Source organism: Flavobacterium sp. AC274 (genome assembly GCF_979258275.1).
On the sequence record NZ_OZ409852.1, the window covers coordinates 5,093,687 to 5,114,666 of the forward strand.

At 31.6% G+C, this 20,980-nt stretch carries 20 protein-coding genes, 2 tRNA genes and 1 pseudogene; 13 read left to right on the forward strand and 10 right to left on the reverse strand.

The features are described from left to right. Nucleotides 1-84 precede the first annotated feature (84 nt). Together der and era are read right to left on the reverse strand one after the other, a co-directional pair. Nucleotides 85-1,395, reverse strand: a complete 1,311-nt coding sequence (gene der / locus ACZZZT_RS22975) for a ribosome biogenesis GTPase Der (protein ID WP_042563958.1) — start codon at nucleotides 1,393-1,395, stop codon at nucleotides 85-87. A 338-nt stretch (nucleotides 1,396-1,733) separates the two neighbouring features. Beyond that, nucleotides 1,734-2,615 carry a GTPase Era gene (era, locus tag ACZZZT_RS22980; protein WP_056194996.1) on the reverse strand — a complete coding sequence of 294 codons (882 nt, stop codon included), beginning with the start codon at nucleotides 2,613-2,615 and terminating at the stop codon, nucleotides 1,734-1,736. A gap of 116 nt (nucleotides 2,616-2,731) precedes the next feature. Between era and ACZZZT_RS22985 the strand changes: the two genes are divergently transcribed. Both ACZZZT_RS22985 and ACZZZT_RS22990 read left to right on the forward strand, forming a co-directional pair. Next, nucleotides 2,732-2,804, forward strand: a tRNA-Met gene (locus ACZZZT_RS22985). Between the two features lie 252 nt (nucleotides 2,805-3,056). Next, the gene (locus ACZZZT_RS22990) at nucleotides 3,057-3,821 is read left to right on the forward strand and encodes a hypothetical protein (RefSeq protein ID WP_463462070.1); all 765 of its coding nucleotides are present in this window, start codon (nucleotides 3,057-3,059) and stop codon (nucleotides 3,819-3,821) included. 411 nt (nucleotides 3,822-4,232) lie between these two features. Here the strand turns inward: ACZZZT_RS22990 and ACZZZT_RS22995 are convergent, their stop codons facing one another. The 3 genes from ACZZZT_RS22995 to ACZZZT_RS23005 all read right to left on the reverse strand — a co-directional run bounded on the left by ACZZZT_RS22995 (nucleotide 4,233) and on the right by ACZZZT_RS23005 (nucleotide 6,971). Beyond that, nucleotides 4,233-4,751 (reverse strand): hypothetical protein, encoded by a 519-nt coding sequence (locus tag ACZZZT_RS22995; RefSeq protein WP_463462071.1) that lies wholly within the window; start codon nucleotides 4,749-4,751, stop codon nucleotides 4,233-4,235. A gap of 208 nt (nucleotides 4,752-4,959) precedes the next feature. Then, nucleotides 4,960-5,400: a DUF6896 domain-containing protein gene (locus ACZZZT_RS23000; protein ID WP_463462072.1), complete on the reverse strand. Its 441-nt coding sequence runs from the start codon at nucleotides 5,398-5,400 to the stop codon at nucleotides 4,960-4,962. 182 nt (nucleotides 5,401-5,582) lie between these two features. Continuing rightward, entirely contained in the window at nucleotides 5,583-6,971 is a 1,389-nt protein-coding gene (locus tag ACZZZT_RS23005) for a serine hydrolase (protein WP_463462073.1), read from the reverse strand. A 219-nt stretch (nucleotides 6,972-7,190) separates the two neighbouring features. Between ACZZZT_RS23005 and ACZZZT_RS23010 the strand changes: the two genes are divergently transcribed. Beyond that, nucleotides 7,191-7,592, forward strand: a complete 402-nt coding sequence (locus tag ACZZZT_RS23010) for a helix-turn-helix domain-containing protein (RefSeq protein WP_463462074.1) — start codon at nucleotides 7,191-7,193, stop codon at nucleotides 7,590-7,592. Between the two features lie 327 nt (nucleotides 7,593-7,919). Here the strand turns inward: ACZZZT_RS23010 and ACZZZT_RS23015 are convergent, their stop codons facing one another. After that, nucleotides 7,920-8,144 (reverse strand): class IIb bacteriocin, lactobin A/cerein 7B family, encoded by a 225-nt coding sequence (locus ACZZZT_RS23015; RefSeq protein WP_463462075.1) that lies wholly within the window; start codon nucleotides 8,142-8,144, stop codon nucleotides 7,920-7,922. A gap of 82 nt (nucleotides 8,145-8,226) precedes the next feature. After that, a complete protein-coding gene (locus tag ACZZZT_RS23020) occupies nucleotides 8,227-10,179 on the reverse strand; it encodes a M13 family metallopeptidase (RefSeq protein WP_463462076.1) in 1,953 nt (650 codons plus the stop codon). A gap of 272 nt (nucleotides 10,180-10,451) precedes the next feature. Here ACZZZT_RS23020 and ACZZZT_RS23025 point away from each other — a divergent pair. Further along, nucleotides 10,452-11,146, forward strand: a pseudogene (locus tag ACZZZT_RS23025) (pseudouridine synthase). A 77-nt stretch (nucleotides 11,147-11,223) separates the two neighbouring features. On the opposite strand, the gene ACZZZT_RS23030 reads toward ACZZZT_RS23025, so the two are convergent. Then, entirely contained in the window at nucleotides 11,224-11,916 is a 693-nt protein-coding gene (locus ACZZZT_RS23030) for a hypothetical protein (protein ID WP_463462077.1), read from the reverse strand. A gap of 126 nt (nucleotides 11,917-12,042) precedes the next feature. Here ACZZZT_RS23030 and ACZZZT_RS23035 point away from each other — a divergent pair, with 126 nt between their 5' ends. After that, a complete protein-coding gene (locus tag ACZZZT_RS23035; protein WP_463462078.1) occupies nucleotides 12,043-12,369 on the forward strand; it encodes a winged helix-turn-helix transcriptional regulator in 327 nt (108 codons plus the stop codon). A 157-nt stretch (nucleotides 12,370-12,526) separates the two neighbouring features. Here the strand turns inward: ACZZZT_RS23035 and ACZZZT_RS23040 are convergent, their stop codons facing one another. Beyond that, complete coding sequence (locus ACZZZT_RS23040; RefSeq protein WP_042563926.1) at nucleotides 12,527-12,985, reverse strand: RNA methyltransferase; 459 nt, start codon at nucleotides 12,983-12,985, stop codon at nucleotides 12,527-12,529. Between the two features lie 235 nt (nucleotides 12,986-13,220). Here ACZZZT_RS23040 and ACZZZT_RS23045 point away from each other — a divergent pair, with 235 nt between their 5' ends. The 3 genes from ACZZZT_RS23045 to ACZZZT_RS23055 all read left to right on the forward strand — a co-directional run bounded on the left by ACZZZT_RS23045 (nucleotide 13,221) and on the right by ACZZZT_RS23055 (nucleotide 14,999). Beyond that, nucleotides 13,221-13,733, forward strand: a complete 513-nt coding sequence (locus tag ACZZZT_RS23045; protein ID WP_463462079.1) for a hypothetical protein — start codon at nucleotides 13,221-13,223, stop codon at nucleotides 13,731-13,733. Nucleotides 13,734-13,759: 26 nt separating this feature from the next. After that, nucleotides 13,760-14,356: a helix-turn-helix domain-containing protein gene (locus ACZZZT_RS23050; protein ID WP_463462080.1), complete on the forward strand. Its 597-nt coding sequence runs from the start codon at nucleotides 13,760-13,762 to the stop codon at nucleotides 14,354-14,356. Between the two features lie 88 nt (nucleotides 14,357-14,444). After that, nucleotides 14,445-14,999 (forward strand): porin family protein, encoded by a 555-nt coding sequence (locus tag ACZZZT_RS23055; protein WP_042563924.1) that lies wholly within the window; start codon nucleotides 14,445-14,447, stop codon nucleotides 14,997-14,999. Nucleotides 15,000-15,170: 171 nt separating this feature from the next. Here ACZZZT_RS23055 and ACZZZT_RS23060 read toward each other — a convergent pair whose 3' ends face one another. Then, nucleotides 15,171-16,295 (reverse strand): acyltransferase family protein, encoded by a 1,125-nt coding sequence (locus ACZZZT_RS23060; protein WP_463462081.1) that lies wholly within the window; start codon nucleotides 16,293-16,295, stop codon nucleotides 15,171-15,173. Nucleotides 16,296-16,475: 180 nt separating this feature from the next. Between ACZZZT_RS23060 and ACZZZT_RS23065 the strand changes: the two genes are divergently transcribed. From ACZZZT_RS23065 to ACZZZT_RS23085, 5 genes are all read left to right on the forward strand, one after another. Beyond that, nucleotides 16,476-17,117, forward strand: a complete 642-nt coding sequence (locus ACZZZT_RS23065) for a GNAT family N-acetyltransferase (RefSeq protein WP_463462082.1) — start codon at nucleotides 16,476-16,478, stop codon at nucleotides 17,115-17,117. A gap of 300 nt (nucleotides 17,118-17,417) precedes the next feature. Next, nucleotides 17,418-17,489 (forward strand) — tRNA-Glu (locus tag ACZZZT_RS23070). A 516-nt stretch (nucleotides 17,490-18,005) separates the two neighbouring features. Then, nucleotides 18,006-18,818, forward strand: a complete 813-nt coding sequence (locus ACZZZT_RS23075) for a Ppx/GppA phosphatase family protein (RefSeq protein ID WP_463462487.1) — start codon at nucleotides 18,006-18,008, stop codon at nucleotides 18,816-18,818. A gap of 714 nt (nucleotides 18,819-19,532) precedes the next feature. Next, nucleotides 19,533-20,135: a Pvc16 family protein gene (locus tag ACZZZT_RS23080; RefSeq protein ID WP_073397202.1), complete on the forward strand. Its 603-nt coding sequence runs from the start codon at nucleotides 19,533-19,535 to the stop codon at nucleotides 20,133-20,135. Further along, on the forward strand, nucleotides 20,132-20,974 hold the full coding sequence (locus ACZZZT_RS23085; RefSeq protein WP_463462083.1) for a hypothetical protein: 843 nt from the start codon (nucleotides 20,132-20,134) through the stop codon (nucleotides 20,972-20,974). The genes ACZZZT_RS23080 and ACZZZT_RS23085 overlap by 4 nt, the downstream gene beginning before the upstream one ends. Nucleotides 20,975-20,980 lie beyond the last annotated feature (6 nt).

Consider the following 20,980-nt stretch of genomic DNA (forward strand, 5'->3'; position numbering starts at 1 on the left):
TTGTAGTTTTCACATTTATTCAAATAGTGTGCCATTAAAAAATAATACTCATAAAAAAGTCCCCAAATTTGGGGACTTTTTATTTTATTTCTCTCTGATATAAATATCGATTGGCACTCCCGAAAAATCCCAATTTTCTCTAATTTTATTTTCCAGATAACGTTTGTAAGGTTCTTTTACATATTGTGGCATATTAGCAAAAAACACAAACTGAGGCGTTAATGTTGGCAACTGCATGCAATATTTAATTTTTACATATTTACCTTTTGTCGCTGGCGGCGGATAAGCTTCAATTACTTTCAACATAAATTCGTTGAATTTTGAAGTAGGAATTCTTTGTTTTCTGTTTTCAAAAACCTGAACTGTAGCTTCCAATGCTTTCAATAAACGTTGTTTCGTTAAAGCCGAAACGAACAAAATTGGCACATCTGTAAAAGGCATTAGTTCTTTTTTAATTTTCTCTTCGTAATCACGAGTCGACATGGTATCTTTCTCCACCAAATCCCATTTGTTTACTAAGATCACAACACCTTTACGGTTTTTCTCTGCCAGCCAAAAAATACTTTGATCCTGACCTTCAAATCCGCGGGTTGCATCGATAACCAATATACAAATATCTGCATGCTCAATCGCACGAACCGAACGCATTACAGAGTAAAATTCTAAATCTTCCTTAACCTTAGCCTTACGACGGATTCCCGCGGTATCAACCAAATTAAATTCAAAACCAAAACGGTCAAATTTTGTATCAATTGCGTCACGAGTTGTTCCCGCAATATCGGTAACCATGAAACGTTCTTTACCAATTAAAGCATTGATAAAACTAGATTTTCCAGCATTTGGGCGACCTACAACAGCAAAACGAGGCAAAACCACTTCTTCCTGAACTGGCTCTGGTTTTACCGGGAAAGACTCGATTAAAGCATCTAATAAATCTCCGGTTCCACTTCCTGAAATACTCGCAAATGTGAAGTAATCTCCTAAACCTAAGTTATAAAACTCCAATGCGTCTTTTTCACGCATCGCATTATCTACCTTATTTACAGCCAATAAAACCGGTTTTGTTACTTTACGCAATAAGCGCGCAACAACATCATCCATTGGCGTAATTCCTTCTTCTACATCAACCACAAAAATAATAACATCAGCTTCGTCGATAGCAAGCTCTACTTGTTTGCGAATTTCACCTTCAAATACGTCATCAGATCCACGAACATATCCGCCGGTATCAATTACAGAAAACTCTTTTCCGTTCCACTCGCTTTTACCATAGTTTCTATCACGGGTAACCCCAGATACAGAATCTACAATAGCTTCTCTTCTTTGTATCAGCCTATTAAAAAGGGTCGATTTCCCTACATTAGGTCTTCCTACTATCGCAACAATGTTATTCATTTTTTTGAATTTTAGATTTTAGATTTCAGATTTTAGATTCTGCTTTTGACAAAATCATATTAAATTGTAAATCCAAAATGCTGTATTTTAATTTTTTGCAAAGGTAGTTAAAAAAAGTTGCTGAGAGGCTAAGTTTCTAAGTACCTAAGTTTTTTATTATTTTTCCTGTTATATAAGGAGTATTTTCAGGAGCTATTTCCTGCTATCCGTTTCAATCTTTTGTTCCGCTAAAGCTTCACAAAAGGATTTCCACTTCTATCAGGGCTAAGGCTTCAAGGCATCAAGAAATTTTACGTTTTTCGATTAAACAAATCAACGATTAACCGATTCAACAAAAATTACTGGTTATACCCGAAACGCTTCAACATATTTGCGTTGCTTCTCCAGTTTTTATTTACTTTAACCACAAGTTCAATGTGAATTTGTTTTCCGAAGAATTTCTCTAAATCAGCACGAGCATCGGTTCCTACTTTTTTAAGAGCCGCACCTTTATGTCCGATAATGATTCCTTTTTGCGTTTCGCGTTCTACCATAATGATGGAACGGATTCTGATAATTTTTTCATCTTCAAAAAACTCTTCCGTAACGATTTCAACCGCATACGGAATCTCTTTGCTATAATTCAACAAGATTTTTTCACGAATCGTTTCGTTTACGAAAAAACGTTCCGGTTTGTCTGTTAACTGATCTTTTGGATAGTACGCTGGAGATTCTGGTAACAATTCGATGATTCTTCCAAAAACTTCCGGTACATTAAAATTCTGTAAAGCCGAGATTGGAAAAATTTCAGCATTTGGCACTTTTGCTGTCCAAAAAGCCACTTGTTCCTCTAATTGTTCCTGATTTGAGTTGTCGATTTTATTCAGCAACAACAAAACCGGAATTTTAGCGTGAATGATTTTATTAAAGAAAGCTTCATCTTTTAAGTCCTGCTCCCCTATTTCGACCATGTAAACCAAAATATCAGCATCTTCAAAAGCCGACTTTACAAAATTCATCATCGACTCCTGCATTTCATAGGCCGGTTTGATGATTCCGGGAGTATCCGATAATATAAGTTGAAAATCTTCGCCATTTACGATTCCAAGAATACGGTGACGAGTTGTTTGTGCTTTTGATGTAATGATCGATAATCTTTCTCCAACAAAGGCGTTCATCAACGTTGATTTTCCAACGTTTGGATTCCCGATGATGTTTACAAAACCTGCTTTATGTGACATTTGTGAATTATTTATTTTGCAAAGGTAGTCATATCAACTCAATACAGAAAATAAAACATTTTTTAAAGTTTTCGTTGGAATTCTCAAAAAACGGCGTATCTTTGCACCCGAAACATCGCGGGATAGAGCAGTAGGCAGCTCGTCGGGCTCATAACCCGAAGGTCACAGGTTCGAGTCCTGTTCCCGCTACTAAGATAAAAGCTTCAGAGAAATCTGGAGCTTTTTTTGTTTATTATTATTTCAATTGTTTGTTGATTCACTTTGTGTCACACGAAAGGATTCGTGCGAGAGCGGTGACACAAAAAAACTCGCTGTCATGCGAGTTTTTGTTTTATCCTTTATCGATTTTCTTTGCGGGCACGGAAAGAATTTCCGCGCTATCTTTGCGCATATCCGAGCGATCGGGTTTAAAATCTAATTATTATTTGATAGGATATAAAAATGGAAAAACTTAAAAAGATCGATGATTTAATCGTAGAGCATATTAATCTTAAAAAATTAGGCTTTCAGCATTTAGATTATATGATGGAATGTAATACAGGTACTTTTTATAGAGAAACAAAAGATAAATATGACGTTTTAACTTATGGCTTTGGTTATGATTATCGATTATATGACCCTATTACAATGTCGAAAGAAGGTGGTATGAGATCATATATAAGTTTTAAATCGGTGGAAAAAATTCTAAATACTATTCTGCCAGATCCTCATGTGTCTGAAATTTTCAGTGATTCATGGAATTTTATTTTCTACTGCCAGCAAACACTAACCAATAAAATGATCCCAAATATTAACTCTCCTGATGACTTAACTCATGAAATTGTGTACCAGAATGGTCAGCTTCTGGATGGGAATATTTTGGAAGCTGTAAACAATATGAATGTTTATATCCAACAGTATCATATTCCTTTTTTCAATGATTTTCTTACAATACAGGATATAAACGATAAAATATTGGAAAAATATGGCTGGATGGATTGGAATGACTATTTTTTCAAAAACTGTATTTTTAAAGCTATTATAATAATGAAATTATGTAATAATAACAAGAAATATGATGAATTTACCAAAATGTATAAATCCAGAATTTATAATGCCATTCAGCAGGGAGAAAATGATAATTCCTATTTAGTTCCACACTATGAGAATTTTCTAAAAGTAATGGATTATCTTGAAAGTGGTAAATATAAGGAAATGATGATCTAAAAATTAGAAAAAGAATACCTTCTCAAAGAGAGTTAAAATTAACAAACAAATCAGGAAATAATTTTATAACAATCATTCACAAACTGGTTAGATATTTGATTGCTTCCGCTGTGCGAAGTCTCCCGACTTCGTACCCGTTCCAATATTCTATATTGATTGTTACTAGTTTTACAGACTTCTCTTTGTCGATTCTCTTTACGGGTGCGAAGTCAGGAGACATTCGCACAGCCTTTCATAAGAACTCTTTACGGGTGCGAAGTCAGGAGACATTCGCACAGCCTTTCATAAGAACTCTTCGAAGAGCAGGGGTTGGGGAATAAAGATGCGGGATTTTTCGGTCAAACACAGATTTTCCAAATACAAAACCAACTTTCCATTAAACCTAAAAACCCCAATCTCGCCAAACGGTTGTTAGTGGCTGTTTTTTTCTTCAAGTATTTTTTTCCTTAAATCTATTCCATTTTCCATGTATTCAATATTAGGATTTTCTATGATGAACTCTTTTTGAGCGACTTTAAAAATTGAATCAATAAAATTTTCGCCGTATTTTCTGTTTATTTCTTTATACATTTCTTCTTGATAACAATAAGGTTCAAATCCACCCATTCTTATGCAAGTTCCTAAATGTTCTTTTGTTTTAATTCCAAATTTTTTTAATATTTCGGTCATTTTTTTAAACTCTCTTGGATGAAAACCAAAATAAATTAACTTTCTGTTTTTGATATCTTTTTTTGCTTTTGCTTTTTGATTTATGCAAAATGTATCTATAACAGTAACTTTTAATTTTTTATTCTTTATCCACATATTTGTATAGACTTCTTGACTATAAACTATGAGGTTTCCATTTTTGTCATACTTTTCCAATTCTACTTTCTGTTTACAAGAATTTAGAGTTAGTGACAAAATAAATATTAAAAATACTTTATTCATGTTAAGATATGTTTTTCAGTTCTGCTCAGGTAAAATAGTCAGCTGTGCGAAGTCTCCCGACTTCGTACCCGTTCCAATATTCTATATTGATTGTTACTAGTTTTGTAGACTTCTCTTTGTCGATTCTCTTTACGGGTGCGAAGTCAGGAGACATTCGCACAGCCTTTCATAGAACTCTTCGAAGAGCAGGCGTTTTTTATTAAATATCTTAAATTTGCCCACTTTTAGATAGTTCGTTAATCATTGTCCTTAACTTTTGCCATTTTATATTTCCTACTTCATTTTTATATCTTTCGGTTGATTGCATAAAAGACAAAAGAAACCAAGCATCAATATGACCAAATTCTGGTGGATTACTTAAAACAACTTCAACTTGTTGTTTGTGCTTTTTGTTGTAAAAACCACATTCGCCACCATGAAAACAATAATTCCAACGTTCAGATAGCTTTCCTTTTCGTGGAATATTTTCATTATTTCTTGATATTAATTTTTCATATTCTTCCAAATTATTTATATCAAGCTCAAATTTTTTTCCAAGTGCAAACATCAATTCTTTTCCTTGAATTCGGTAATCAAAAATGGCTTGCTTTATGATGTTAGAATCAACTTTATTTGTCTTAAAAAAGTTTTTAAACCAATTTTTTATCATCTTAATATAAGCTGTTGGATTCTCCTTGTTGTTGTAAAATGACACATAATGTTCTGGTACTACAACGAATTTGGCACTAAATTAATCCCATTATTCGGATTTGCCAAATCTTCCAAATACAAATCAATTTTTCCATTTAGCCAAATGCCTAAATTGTTTGTAGCGTGTGTTGGTGCCAGTTTTTATTTCATCCGTTTTGCTTCTATCTTTTTTCCATTCTGTAATAAAAACAAATTTGAAATTTCTCCTTTTTCGTTCTTTTCAAACTGAATTTGTGCATCTACTACTTTGTAGAAAAATAACATTTCACTTTCTACAAATATCGGGAACACATTTTGTCCTGTCAATTGTGAAAATAGTTGGTCTTTATCTAATGAAATTTTGATTTCAAAATCTTTTTCAACTGCATAAGTCCCAACAAACTTTTGAAGTTCCTCAGTTGTAATACTAATTTCTTTTCTGGTTTTTTGCACAGGCAATGGTTTATTATATAAAATACTTCTAATTGCTTTAGAAGGAATTGTAACGTTGTTGTGATTTTGAAGTATTATTATTGTTTTATCATTTGTAATATGTCTTTCGATAAAAGCTACATAACCTGGCCAACCCCCACTATGATTTACAATTCTTCCAAAATCAGCATTGTCTTCAATTCCCCAACCAAAACCATAATTCCTTTTAGCTCCGTCTTTCAAAGTTGCTAATTCAAAAACTGCTTTCATTCCCTCTTTTGTGAGTAATTTATTGGTATATAATGCTCTATCCCAAATCAATAAATCGTTTACAGTTGAATTAACTGTTCCGTCTCCAACAATACCATCAAGCCAAATAACCATTTTAGTTTCTTTCAATTCGTCTGGTAAAACATATTTTTTCAAACTATCTGAGTAAACATAACCAAAAGCATAATTGTCAATTTTCTTTGGCGATAATCTACGAGTGTAAACAAAGGTGTTTTTCATTTTCAACGGTTGGAAAATAGCTGTTTTTAGATAGTCAGCGTATGTCAAACCCGATGCTTTCTCAATTATTGATGCCAATAGTGCATAGCCCGTGTTGCTATATTCCCATTTAGTATTTGGCTCAAATACTATTTTTGGTTTATGCTTACTAAATATATTAATTATGTCTTTGTTAGTGGCAATTTTAGATTTGTCAAATAAACTATCCATAAGCTGCATATAATCTGGTAGACCTCCAGTATGATTTAATAAGCTTCTTATAGTTATACCTTTATAAAATGAAAGTTCGGGTAAATATTTTTTGATGTTATCGTCCAAATTCAACTTCCCTTTTTCTTTAAGTATCATTATCCCCATAGCTGTGAACTGCTTTGAACAAGATGCCAATTCAAAAATCGAATTTTCGTTTAATTTATCTTTTGTTGTTTCGTTTGCAAGTCCAAAACTATGGCTATAAATAACTTTCCCTTTTTCTGCAATTAGAAAATTTCCATTGATTTTCTCTTTTGAATAAAGAGAATTAAGTAAACTGTCAATTTTTTGAATTCTGTCTTGTCCAAATGTAAGATGACCAATTAAAAGAAGTCCGATTGTAATTGTTAATTTCATTTATTTCTTGTTAATTAATGTAGGTGAGTTGTCTCGCAAAATTGCCACCAACTTATTATATGTGTAACAAAACCATACAAAGTCCCCAAATTTGGTAGATATGTGTGATAAATTTCACACATTATTTATTCTCAAATATATATTTTTTTATCTTTGAAATTCAAAATTTTTAAGCCAAATGGCTTTATCTTTGAGCCTGTAGAAAAATTGATCATCATTATGGAACAGAAAATACATCAGGGAAGAAACGTAAAACGTTTTAGAGAAATGCTTGGCATCAAACAAGAAGCATTGGCTTTTGATCTGGGAAATGACTGGAATCAAAAGAAAATTTCTATGCTGGAGCAAAAAGATATAATTGAAGATGATATCCTTAATCAAATCTCAAATTCTTTGAAAATTCCTGTTGAAGCTTTTCAAAACTTTGATGAAGAGCAAGCGGTAAACGTTATTGCAAATACATTTACTAACAATGACAGTGCAATTGGGTTTGTAATTAATAATTACAATCCAATTGAGAAGGTTATCCAATTGCACGAAGAAAAGATTGCTTTATTTGAGCGTATGTTAAAAGAAAAAGATGAAATGATGGCAAGGCTTGAAAAATTAATCAATAAATAATTTCGGAATAAATCATTTATAAAAAATATCAAAATAAAGCTTCAGAGAAATCTGGAGCTTTTTTGTTATCTCTCATTCACGAGCGGAGGCTCGTGCCAGTAGGGTAATAATTTGAGATTTTATTATAAAAAAGAGAGGAAGCAAGTTCCTCTCTTTTTAAAAAATATAAATTTATTGTTGAAGATAGCATATCATTATTATACAATCAACAAAGTAAGAGCATTAGTTTAAGTTTTTTGTTTGAAAATTTTACTGCCTTTGTATGGGGTAGCTTAACCTCTTAAATTTTCCATGTCTTACAATAAATATTTTTTTGCAAATTCATTATTAATCTGCGAAACAACATCCTCCACCAACTAGAGGATACTCTGGAGGACATGGTCCAGTTTTTAAAATGGCCAGTCCACTTGCAATCCCTTTAACGCAAATTTCTGTTATTCCACCATTTACCGCTTTTAGCTCATTTTTAGTTAATTCTTGAGCTCCGTTTAATTTTAAAATTTTTTTTAACATAATATAAGGTTTTAAAAATTCAGTTAATACCCCAATCATTTAAAGACACTTGGGATTTTTGTCTATGCTCGCGCAAGAATTTTTCTATATTTTATAAATTGAAGCGTTCGTGAGTGGGATACTACCAAATTGTTATCCTATCTTTCTTAGGCAAAAACATTTTATCTCCAGCTTGTACATTAAATGCGTCGTAAAAAGGTGTAGTATTCATTAAAGGACCATTTACACGCCAATTTGGTGGAGAATGCGGATTATTGTTAATCCATAAACGCAGGAACTCATCTTTCATTTTTACGCGCCATATTTTGGCTATAGAAATAAAGAAACGTTGGTCTGGAGTAAAACCATCAATTTTTGTGTTCCCTTTTCCTTGTTCGGTCATTTTAAAAGCATCATAGGCAACTGCTATTCCTGCAATATCTGCTGTATTTTCGCCAACTGTCATTGCGCCATTAATGTGTAGATCGCCTAAAACGGTATATGTACTGTACAAATCGATAACTTGTTGTATTCTTGACTTAAACTGTGCATAATCCTCTTTTGTCCACCAGTTTTTTAAGTTGCCATCCTTGTCATATTGAGCACCCTGATCATCAAAAGTATGTGTTATTTCGTGACCTATAACCATTCCGATACCTCCATAGTTAAGGGCATCATCTGCATTATTATCAAAATATGGGGCTTGTAAAATACCTGCTGGAAAAACAATTTCATTTGCAGTAGGATTATTATATGCCGTAACTGTTGGAACTGTAGTATACCATTCTGATTTATCGACTGGTTTTCCCAATTTTGCCAATTGAAATTGATATGCAGTTGTAGCGGCCGAAACCATATTCTCAAAATAGGTATTCCTGGCTATATGTACCTTGCTATAGTCTCTCCATTTATCCGGATATCCTATTTTCTTGGTCATGGCTGCCAATTTTTCTTTAGCTTTTTGTTTCGTGCCCTGACTCATCCATTTCAATTTATCAATTCTTATGGCATAAGCTTTTTGCAAATTATTCACTAGAGTTAACATACGTTTTTTAGCATCTTCTGAAAAATATTTCTTTACATACAATTCACCCAACGCTTCGCCTAAGTAAGTATCAAGGACACTAGCCATTTTTTCACCACGTGATTTTTGAACAGCCTGACCAGAAAGCACTTTGGTATATTCAAATGAGGCATCTACAAAAGGTTTACTTAAATCATCTGCATATCTTTCTAAGGAATTTGCTTTCAGGTAAATCTTCCAATTATCAATAGGGATGGTTTTTAAAAGTTTATTTAAGGCATCGTAATAGGCAGGTTGACCTACATTAATAGAATCGGTTTGAGCACCTAAATTATTTAAAAAAGTGTTCCAGTCTATGTTGGCATGTCTTTTTACAAGATCTGTCACAGCCATTTTATTATAATTTGCCTGCACATCCCGAAGTTCAACTTTTGTTTTATGCGAAACGGCTAGTTGTTTGTCAATATCGTAAACCAAATCAGCATTCTTTTCAGACTCTTTGGCATTGCTGCCGGTTTGCTGAAATAATGTAGCAAGATATTTTTTGTACGCTTCCTGTATGGCAACAGTTGATGAATCTGATTTGAAATAATAGTCCCTGTCAGGCAAACCAATTCCCGTTTGATAGCTTTGGGCAATGTTCATACTGCTGTTTTTTTCATCTGGTCCCACTCCAAAACCTATTATAGAAGAATTGCCCACTTTTTCTTCAGTAACTACAAATTTCATTAAAGAAGGCAAATCGCTAATTGCTTCAATTTTGGCAAGCAGGGGTTTGATAGGTGCATAACCGCGTTTGTCAATCGTTACAGTATCCATACCTGATGCATAAAAGTCTCCTACCTTTTGTGCTATACTTCCTGCCGGATTTTTACTTTGCGAAATACTGTCCAATATTCCTTGCAGGCGAATTCGTTGTGGAAAATTCATAAACATATAGGCACCAACTCCGGCTTGGGATGCAGGTATTGATACAGAATCGTACCATTTGCCATTTACATATTTAAAAAAATCATTACCAGGCCGCAATGTGGAATCTATTCCAGTGATCGCAATATTTTTTACCTTCATGTTTTGAGCACGCTGTAAAAGCTAAGAATGCTACGAAGAGCATTAATGATTTTTTCATAATCTGGACTTATTTCTATTAAAATGAACTGAAAAACGGCAGAACAATATACGAATTCAGTTTTTAATTCTAAAGTTTTTATTAGAAATACTACTTATAAAAGTCAGAATTATAAGCGGTAATCCAGCATAACGTTCCGGGACTACGAAGAAAGGTATAAAAACAAATAAGTCATAAAAGTGGTTTTAGTCGAAATCTCTTCTACTTTTGCCAAATGTTAGAAATTCTTTACCAGGACGAATATATTATAGCCATTAATAAACCAAGTGGGTTGTTGGTTCACAAATCATTTTATGCACGCGATGCAAAAGTTTATGCTATTCAGGAATTGAGAAATCAAATAGGTCAACACGTTTATCCTATTCATCGGTTGGATCGCAAAACATCTGGCGTATTGTTATTTGCGTTGGATAAAGAAGTTTTAAAAATTATGAATGATCGTTTTGCCACACGCGAAGTCGAAAAAAATATTTAGCCATTTTACGTGGCTGGTCACCCGAAGAACTAACGATTGATTATGATTTAACCAATGATAATAACATCACACAAAATGCAATAACATACTTTCATCGTTTGCAAAATGCCGAAGTTGAGTTAGAATTTAATAATAAACCAACATCACGATATTGTTTGGTAGAAGCAATTCCTGAAACCGGACGTATGCATCAATTACGAAAACATTTCAAACATATTTTTCATCCCATTTTAGGAAGTCGTCCACATGGTTGTAACAAACAAAATAAATTATGGCTGGAGAATTATGACCTCAAAGGAATGATGCTTCATGCCCATCAATTAATTTTTAATCATCCAATAAAAAACGAACAACTAATCCTGAATGCAAAGATTAACGAAGAGTTTAGCAGAATAGGTACTATTCTTAATCTGGATTTGAATAAGTATAAATAGAATAATAATTACAAATTATTATTCTATTTTGAAATTTAAGATTTGGACCGCTAATTTCATTACTAACCCCTGAAACATTACCTCAAATTTAAAAGCACTAATTTATTCTGAATCGTTACTAACTCTTGCATCGATTTTTTTAAATCAGTAGGCATATTCTCAATTTCCTTTTGCTTGGTATAAAACTCATTTTCATCTTGGTAATGTACAATACTTACTAAAAGATTTTTATCTTGAAAAACAGGTAGCCTTGGAAAATCATTTTCAGTCAATTCGCTCACCCAAAGTATTATATCTTCTATTTTTAAATTTTTAAGAAATGGAATATATGTAGTATCAAATAGGTTAATAACCTTTTCAAGTGTGCCATTACAAATATAAAAATCTACAACTGTAAATATTTTATCTGTTAACAATATACTATTAACTTCTTTTTTTAATGGTCTTAATAAATAAACATTATCAGAGTTAATCATCATCTCATTTGCACCTTTGCCATATTCTTTCCAAGTTGCACTATTACAATAAAAATCATTCAAAAATTTCAACCTGGTTTTCATATCCGCAAAACCACGGAACCAGACAAATCTATCATTTACGCTATTAATTTTGAATTCTCCTAAAGTGTATCCACCGAGTTCATTCATTGGAGCAACAAATTTCGTGTGAAAATAATCGCTGAACTTATTGGTTAAATCTGGCTTTAATAAATAATTCCGTATTTCCAATACATGTATGTTTTCTGAATTTTGTCGGGCTAAATTATTCATATTCATTTCTTTAAGACTTTAGCAAATAAAGTAATTTAATATCTTTGTTGCAAGTACATACATTTTAGTGCTTAAGACACAAAAAACATACTAATATTGATTATCAGTAATTTAAAAAAAATATTAATGAAAAAAAATTTAAAAAAAGCATATTGTCCGGTTGATTATGCTTTTCAAAGAATAGGCGGAAAATACAAAGCAAGAATTTTATGGTATCTAAAAGATGGTTTGATGAGATACGGAGAATTAAAAAGAATTGTTGAAGGCATAACCCCAAAAATGCTTACTCAAACTCTCAAAGAGTTAGAAAATGATGAACTAATTTCAAGAAAGGTTTATGCTGAAGTTCCGCCTCGTGTTGAATATACTCTTATTGAAAATGGAATAGAATTAATTCCTTTTATCAATCAAATGAGAATCTGGGGTGAAAAGCAAATGGCCTTGAATAAATAATGAATTGATTCCCTGTTCCAAAGTGTTCATTATTAATGCTGCGAAATCACGAAAACCTTCAGGACTGTTCCGTGACTAAGTAAAAGCTTCGGTTATCTGGAGCTTTTGTTGTTTTAAACGAAAAACGTAAAAAGTCGGGAAACTTTTATCAGCTTTATTACGACCTCGGTTTAGGCAAATTTCTGTCGTACATAATAATAGTTCCTGCCACAGCCACATTCAGGCTTTTTACCGATTTAAATTTTACTAAATGGTGGCATTTGTCCATAACTTTTTTGGATAGGCCATGATCTTCTGCTCCCAATAAATAAACACAACGTCTTGGATGCTCAAAAGTTTCTAAATCAGAAGCTTTTTCATCTAATTCTACACCAACCAATCGTGCCCCTTTTGGTAAGTTTTCAAAAAAAGCTTCAAAAGTATCATAATGAAAATAAGGAATTGCTTTTACCGCATCATGAGTATCAGAGGCTTGCTTGGCATATCGATTACCAATGGTGAAAATAAAAGTTGCACCTAAATTTTGAGCAGAGCGCCATAAAACACCTAAATTTTCAGGCGTTTTACCATTTTGTATCCCTATCCCAAAATATTCATTTATAAAATTATCATTCATAAGGGCAAAAATACAAACTGCAAATATAAAAATCAATTTTTATTGGGTTGAAAGAAAGAGCTTCTTCGGGCACGAGCTGTTTTAGTTAATCATTTCTTAATCCGTTAAGAAAAATCATCCGTATTACTATAAATTCGTCTTACCAATTTCGTTTGAAATAAGTTATGTTTAAAAAAATGACTAATTACCACGATATCCAAAAACAGATCTTAAAAACAACTTTTATATTAAAAAATTGATATATACAACACTTTTAAATATTGCGGTTTTTCAGGGAATAGTCTTAGGCTTAATTATTTTAAAGTCTTCTTTATTCAATAGTAATTCAAATAAATATCTGGCATACTTACTATTTACATTTTCAATTATTTTACTGAATCATGTTTTTGAGATCGAAGATGCATTTACTCCCTATCCTTTTCTACGCTTTATTGACCACATCGAATGGGTATTTCTAATTCCTGCTTTCCTATTCCTGTTTATTATAAACCGGATTGATGATACTGTAAAAAGTAAACAAAAAAATTATTTATGTCTTATTCCATTTGCCTATTCCGCCGTCCTTAATATTACACAAGATCTTGATCATGTTGCAGGAATTTACACTATTCCTGAGGCAGGTATTGATGTAATCAATATACTTGGTCTGATCCATCTTGCTTTAGCCGTTACATTCATGCCATTCCTACCGATTTATTCTTATTTTATGATAAGACATTTAAAAGATTCACAGGAAAAAAATGGATAATTACTTTATTAACAATTATTTCTTCATTGGTATTCGCTTTTCTTATTACCGCTCTGGCCGGCTTATTTCTTCAATATGACATTTCTTCTACTATGAGCGCCCTGGCTTTATCTGCAACATTTATAATTCACTGGACAGCTTATATAGGCATTTATAAATACAAACTGGCTAAGAACAAAGATGCAGTTTACAATTTTCTAAATCATGATTTCGCTATTTCGTATAGTGATCTGGAAATTGTAGAAAATAGTACACCAGAAGAATATAGGGAATCTATCACGGCAGATAATCTTTATTTTCAAAAACTGGAATTTCTCTGCAAAGAGCAGCACATTTATACAGACAGTACATTAAACAGAGAAAAAGTTGCTGAAAAACTAGGTATAAGCGCCGGATACGTTTCACAAATTATAAACACAATAACAGGGGACAATTTTGCCAATTACATCAATCAATATCGGGTTGAAGCTGTTAAGGAAATGATGTCAAATTCTGAATATGAAAAATATAATTTGTTGACGATGGGATTAGAATCTGGTTTTACTTCAAAAACGACTTTTTACAAAGCTTTTAAAAAAGTTACTGGCCAGACACCAAATGAATATAAAAATACCAGCAAATAAGTACCATTTTATACACTTTTAAGCTTTTGAAACCTCGCCTAATTTTTCTTAAGTGAATTTTGCATCAAATAATTCAAAAACACTTTTTATGAAAAAAATTTTATTACTAGCTGTCGTTACAGTTTTAGGATTTACAAATGTTAATGCCCAGGAAATTAAATTTGGTGTTAAGGGAGGTTTAAACTTTGCAACTATTAGCGGAGATAATACCAAAGGTATTGATGTTGTAACATCATTTAATTTTGGTGTTGTATCTGAAATTCCCATTTCAGATAAATTTTCTTTTCAACCTGAATTAATGTATTCTGGTCAGGGATACGGCTTCAATGATAATACAGTTGCCTTAAGTTATCTGAACGTTCCTTTAATGGGAAAATATTATGTTACAAAAGGATTAAGTGTTGAAGCCGGACCGCAAATAGGCTTTTTACTTGCTGCTAAAAATGAGAAGACAGATGTAAAAGATTCATTTAATACTGTTGATTTTGGTGTTAATTTTGGTTTGGGCTACAAACTTGAAAACGGACTTAATTTTGGCGTAAGATACAATCTGGGATTAACTGATATTAATAATGTAGATAATTCTTCTTTTAAAAATAAAAATGGGGTATTTCAAGTATCTGTTGGTTATTTCTTTTTCTAAAACTTAGTAATATCATCGTTTTGACAATAAGAATACTTGGAAAAATATTTAAATAATTAAATTAAAAATCCTTATTCAAAAAATGAATAAGGATTTTTTTACAATCATAACTAGTTATTAATCTTGTGAAATGCCAAAAAAACAATTGGTTGACTGTTTTCTAAACAACATTTATATTTCCTTTATGGTTTTGTTCCTTATTTTCATAAATGGTTTTTCTATTGTCAAGTGAAGAATATATGCTCCTAAAACACAAGTTATCAAACAAATTAGAAGCATTATATTATTCTCTATTTCAAAATCTTTTAATAGTTTGTGGGTTGTCGTAATTATTCCTTTATGTGTCAAATAAATTGAAAAAGAAAGATTAGCTATAAGCGTTGTAATTTTTGAATTCATTTTATATAAAAAGCTTGTAGGACTAACCGAACCTACAACCATAAAACCAAAACCAATTGCAATTAATGGAAATCCAAAAACAGATACTTTGAAAGTCTGTAAGTCTTCACATAAAAAATAAGCACCTGTCAAAATACATAAACTTAATACAAGAAACTGATTACCATATTTTGAAAGTCTGGTCCATAAATTTGGCAAAAATTGATAAATTCCTGCAATTGAAACACCAACCAAAAGTCCGTCTAAGCGATTGTAAGTCGGATAGTAAATAAATTTATACCAGTACATCCAACTATTTTCTTCACCAATTTTCGGCAAATACAAGTAATTAAAACTATAAAATCTAATCGCAAAACCAAATAAAAACAAGCCTATTAATAGCCAATATGATTTAGAGAACAGTTTTGAAGTCTGTAGAAATATTAAAATAATGGGTAAAAAAAGATAAAAATGTTCTTCTACACAGAGCGACCAGCAATGCGAAAATGTTCCGTAGTCTTTTAAATTAAGATCAAAATTTTGAGTAAAAGTAAGAAACCTCCAAATTGAAGGCAGTGCTTCTTTTTCTCTAAAATAAGGGAAGCAAAAATAAATACCAACAGTTGCTAAATAGGCCGGAACAATTCTAAAAAATCGTTTGATGAAAAAAACTTTAAATGAAATTAATTGCCCATTTTTAATTTGTAGAAATAATTGAGAAGAAATTAAAAATCCACTTAACACAAAAAACAAATCAACTCCTGTCCAGCCAAATGAAGCTAAATCAGGAAGCCATTCGGGCTCTCCGTCACTTATAATATAATAATGAAAAAAGAAAACTAAAATAATAGCACAAGCTCGTAAATGATCAAGTCCATATAGTTTTTCATGAACTTTAATCTCTAATTTATCTATCACTATATCTTTCTAATTTTAAGTTTATTTTTTCGCTGAATTGTGAACAAACATAACACTTAACTTTTCAATATACACGAAAAAGAAAAGTGAAATTTAAACTTTTTTCATGGTTAGTATCTTACAAATAATTCGGATTTCTTTATCCTGCTTTTTTTATATTTGTTTATAATATATTTAACTATGGAAAATCATATTTCTTCAGATATCATTGAAAACTGGCTTAAAGCCTGGAGCGTATCTAGAGAATTACCATTACCTGTTAAATTTAAATCCGGCTTAAAGGTTGATGTGGGTTTTGAAAAACAGAAAACACGCTATGTTTTTACTGAACTTAATGACGATTTTATTCAGCTTTCAAAAGATATAGATGAATCTTGGATCTTTTTAAAAGTTTGTGCTCCCCCAAGCGAAGTAAAACGTCATGTCTATAAGAAATGGATAGTTCAACCTCAAGGCTATATGATGTCTTGTTTTCATCCGATGACTATTCCTGATATATATTTACATAACGATTACAAATTAGAAATAACTAATCATAATTTAACTTATACTATTAGAATAGTTACTCAAAAAGGTGAAGTAGCATCTATAGGTCGCCTTATCCTTGTTGATGAATTGGCGGTATATGATAGAATTTCGACTGATGATAATCATAAAAGAAAAGGGCTTGCAACTTTTTTAATGAAAGAACTTGAAAAAATTGCATTATCAAAAGGCATTTCCAAAAACTTTTTAATTGCCACAGAAGAAGGAAAACCTTTGTATGAATCACTAGGCTGGAAACTTTATTGCCTTTATACTTCTATCGTTATTCCTCTTTAATTTTTAATATTTTCTTATGGTAACAGTAAAAAATCAAAAGAATATTCCTTCAAACTAAACAACTTTAAAAATAATTTTCAATTTTATCAAAAATTATCATTTTAATAAAAGAAGAAAAAAACACTTTTCTATGTAATCCAAAAAATTATTAATCAAATAAATACATCTCAAATAGCTAATTTTATTTACGATTGATTATTTACAAATGTGATATTTTGGGAATAACTAAAAACAATTTTCTAAAAAATATTTTTGTCAATTCTAAAATTAATTGCATTTTTGCACCCGCATAGAAAAACAGGCCCGTTCGTCTATCGGTTAGGACGCATGGTTTTCATCCATGTAAGAGCGGTTCGATTCCGCTACGGGCTACAAAGAGAAAGCTTCAGAGAAATCTGGAGCTTTTTTCGTTTTAATCAGTTTCACTATTAAATCAATTTGACGAATATTCTTTCTCAACATCCTGGAAATAATAAAAATCGTACACAATTGTCCTCAAAACACTATCCTGCTAATTAAATTCCATATTTTGCAATAACTGCATTTATCTTAGTAAATGTTTTTATAAATTTGTGATCTTATATTAAAACCCGTTATTTTTAATTTAAAATTATGACTTTCGCATAATTACTTTAAAAACTTTATTCAAATAAATATATTTTAACCATAATTAAATCAAATGCTTAAAAAAACAGACCCCAGGTTCTTATTCTTATTCTTTTAAATTTACTTTTTTCCATTAATGCATTTTCGCAAAAAAGTCTTTATGCAGGAATTGAAATCGGTCGCAGAGCTATAAAAGTTTCAGTTCTGGATGTAAACAATATCAAAAAAGCGGATTATAAGATCCTCTATTTCTGGACTGAGAGAATTAATTTTGCCGAACATATTGATAAAACCGGTGAACTTACTCAGGACGATATTGACAGAACAAGTACAATAGTTGTTGATCAATTAAAAAAAATAAGAGCAGAATATAAAATGCCTGAAGAAAACATCTTTCTTGTGGCTGCTCCTCTTTTTACATCTGCCCGCAATATTGACGTTTTAAGAAATAAAATAACTTCTCAAATTAACAAAGATGTTGAGATCCTTAATGTTAACGAAGAAGCTAAAACGCTAGTTAAAGGTGCTATCCCGCCGGTTGATTATGCTAACGCTTTTCTGCTTGACATTGGAGCGCAAACTACCAAAGGAGGATATATCGATGAGCTTAAAGATGACAAATTAGAGTTTATTCCTTTAGAGCTTAATTTCGGCACAATGACACTTACCGATGCAGTACAAAAAACGGTTGTAAACCAAAACCAGGTTAATGATATGTCGGTATACCAGGAAAAATCTTTTGATTTTAACTCGGTATTACTTAAAAAGGTAAAAGAAATGTTTGACAAAAATCCTCTTTTATCAAAAAAGGATAAAATGTATTTATCAGGCGGGGCAGTTTGGGCGTTTGCAACTCTATATTATAATGAAAACGTTAAAGAGCATTACGTTGCCTTAAGTAAGGAAGATGTTATTAATTACGATGCAATCTTAAAGAATAACTTCACCAAGTTTACTACACTTGCTAAAACTAACAAAGAAGCTGCCAGAGTTTTAACCACCTATGACCAGAAATACTTAATTTCTGCAAATAACATTTTATTATCTTGCCTGGAAAGCATTCCGGATTTAGAAAAAAGAAAATATTCTTTGTAAAAGAAGGACAAACAATTTGGCTAATCTCATACATTGCAGATCGCTCTAAAAAAGTAAATACTAATTTTTAAATCATAGTTTTGCAATTAAAAAAGCCTTAGAAATTTAAAATTCTAAGGCTTTTTTGTTATCTAAAAATCATATTTTAATTGCAGCAAATAGAGTTACGTTAAAGTAAATGGAATGTTTAAAAACTATTTTACAAACTGCAACAAACTCACAAACACCTACTTAGTATTAATATTGTGCAGAAAAGGTCTCTCATAGGTTATTTGCGTTGTACAAAGCCCGAATAAATTTCACCTGAAAAAATCGAACTTCCGGCTATTCCAAATTCTCCATTTTTTGTTCCCGCTTAAATCTAAAACTTGAATGTTTTAGATTTTTTTCACTAAAATTTTATCGATTTCAATAAATTATGACGTTTGCTTTTTTGAAAAAGATAAAATAATTTTTTTTACAAGGAGTAAGTATCTGTAAATCAATATATTAATAAACCATTTAACCCTAAAAAAAGGGTCCTTTTCCCCTTTTTTGATACACTTCCATTGTTCTACTTTAGACAAACCTACCAGCCTTATTTCTATTTCAGTTTTAAAGCAAAGTCAAAAGCCCCTATTTTTATTTTTCTACCTACATATTGATAATGAGATTTTTAGCAAATTATCATAGCTATATAAGTACTGATTTTTAAAATTAAAACTTTATCACAAAATGGTTTTTGAAGTTATTCAAATAATTGCAGAACAAGTAAACAACTATCTCGACGAAATTGGGTTAGAAAAAACAGTTGTGGCTGAAAATATTGCTTTTTTAGAATCTCAAAACGAAACCGTATCCGGAAATTTAGAAGACAAAGTAGCCCTTACCTTAATTAATTTGGATGAGGAAGCTACTCTAAAAAACTTTCCCAATCATTCTGTTGAAAATGCTAAAACAATTTACAAAAATAGCGTCATCAATTTAAACCTGTATTTACTTTTTAGCGCCAATAGAAATATATACATCAACTCGCTTAACGATATTTCAAAAATCATTGCATTTTTTCAAGGGAAAAGACTCTTTACACAAGCCAACACTATTTATAACAGAAATAATATTGCAATGGCAAATATTGATGATTTCAGATTTTCAGTTGAACTCTACACGCCCACTTTTGAGGAACTGAACTATATCTGGGGAACATTAGGAGGCAAGCAGCTTCCCTCTGCTTTATACAAAGTAAGCATGATACAAATTGAACGCAATATTGCACAAGCCGAAGGACAGCTTATCAGCAAATTTAAAGGTTTAACAAAAACAAAAGAGCAATCATGAGTTTTGATTTTTCATATGAACTATTATTTGAAGTAACGCTTTTTCACAATTATTTTCTGAATAGCGGTGAAGACACTTATACAGGAATGTCTTTAGCGGATAAGGAAAAAATGCTGCAAAAATTCGACAGCGGCTCCTTTGCAACTATAGTTCCAACTGTAGAAACCAAAACGAGATTAAAAAATTATAAAATGGCATTTAAGCCAACCAAAACGGGTTTTCGGGTATACACTAAAGTCAAGGAAGCTGATGAAACTGATCCGTTTATAAGTATTCCTGCAGATTTGAAACTGGACTTTAAAATCTCCATCAACGATTATCAGTTTGAGAATTATACCGATTTGGATTTTTTCCTAAACCAAATGTTTTTATTCAGTAACGTGAAACCTACAACGGAACCCGTAACATTTAAATACATTCCCAAAAACAATGAAAACATCCTGATTTCAAATGCTTTTTTAGTATCCGCAGAAACAACGGCGCATTTTTTATCCGAACTCCATTCACCAGAAAGACAAGATGTTTTCGGAATCATCTCTTTGACAATGAAAGGCGATACTAATCCGGGAAATATTGTGACTAATTCGGGTAAAATACTAAGCCCTCATTTTAAAATTCATTTTGATAATAGAAAAACGTTCTGGAAATACATCAACAAAAAAACAAAAACCGAGATCAAAACCGATACTGTAAAACCCCTAACCTATTCGGGTTTTGTTGAAATTGACCCTCTCAACGATTTTACGCCCAAAGAGCCGGTAAATAGCCAGTATCCAAATCCTTCTGTAAAATCAATAACAAAAAGCAATGGCGATTATTATTCGGAAATATTTATTTAATAATTA

Coding starts and splice junctions, on each gene's coding strand:
- der (WP_042563958.1), bottom strand. CDS start 1,395: ATGAATAACATTGTTGCGATAGTAGGAAGACCTAATGTAGGGAAATCG.
- era (WP_056194996.1), bottom strand. CDS start 2,615: ATGTCACATAAAGCAGGTTTTGTAAACATCATCGGGAATCCAAACGTT.
- ACZZZT_RS22990 (WP_463462070.1), top strand. CDS start 3,057: ATGGAAAAACTTAAAAAGATCGATGATTTAATCGTAGAGCATATTAAT.
- ACZZZT_RS22995 (WP_463462071.1), bottom strand. CDS start 4,751: ATGAATAAAGTATTTTTAATATTTATTTTGTCACTAACTCTAAATTCT.
- ACZZZT_RS23000 (WP_463462072.1), bottom strand. CDS start 5,400: ATGATAAAAAATTGGTTTAAAAACTTTTTTAAGACAAATAAAGTTGAT.
- ACZZZT_RS23005 (WP_463462073.1), bottom strand. CDS start 6,971: ATGAAATTAACAATTACAATCGGACTTCTTTTAATTGGTCATCTTACA.
- ACZZZT_RS23010 (WP_463462074.1), top strand. CDS start 7,191: ATGGAACAGAAAATACATCAGGGAAGAAACGTAAAACGTTTTAGAGAA.
- ACZZZT_RS23015 (WP_463462075.1), bottom strand. CDS start 8,144: ATGATTGGGGTATTAACTGAATTTTTAAAACCTTATATTATGTTAAAA.
- ACZZZT_RS23020 (WP_463462076.1), bottom strand. CDS start 10,179: ATGAAGGTAAAAAATATTGCGATCACTGGAATAGATTCCACATTGCGG.
- ACZZZT_RS23030 (WP_463462077.1), bottom strand. CDS start 11,916: ATGAATAATTTAGCCCGACAAAATTCAGAAAACATACATGTATTGGAA.
- ACZZZT_RS23035 (WP_463462078.1), top strand. CDS start 12,043: ATGAAAAAAAATTTAAAAAAAGCATATTGTCCGGTTGATTATGCTTTT.
- ACZZZT_RS23040 (WP_042563926.1), bottom strand. CDS start 12,985: ATGAATGATAATTTTATAAATGAATATTTTGGGATAGGGATACAAAAT.
- ACZZZT_RS23055 (WP_042563924.1), top strand. CDS start 14,445: ATGAAAAAAATTTTATTACTAGCTGTCGTTACAGTTTTAGGATTTACA.
- ACZZZT_RS23065 (WP_463462082.1), top strand. CDS start 16,476: ATGGAAAATCATATTTCTTCAGATATCATTGAAAACTGGCTTAAAGCC.
- ACZZZT_RS23080 (WP_073397202.1), top strand. CDS start 19,533: ATGGTTTTTGAAGTTATTCAAATAATTGCAGAACAAGTAAACAACTAT.
- ACZZZT_RS23085 (WP_463462083.1), top strand. CDS start 20,132: ATGAGTTTTGATTTTTCATATGAACTATTATTTGAAGTAACGCTTTTT.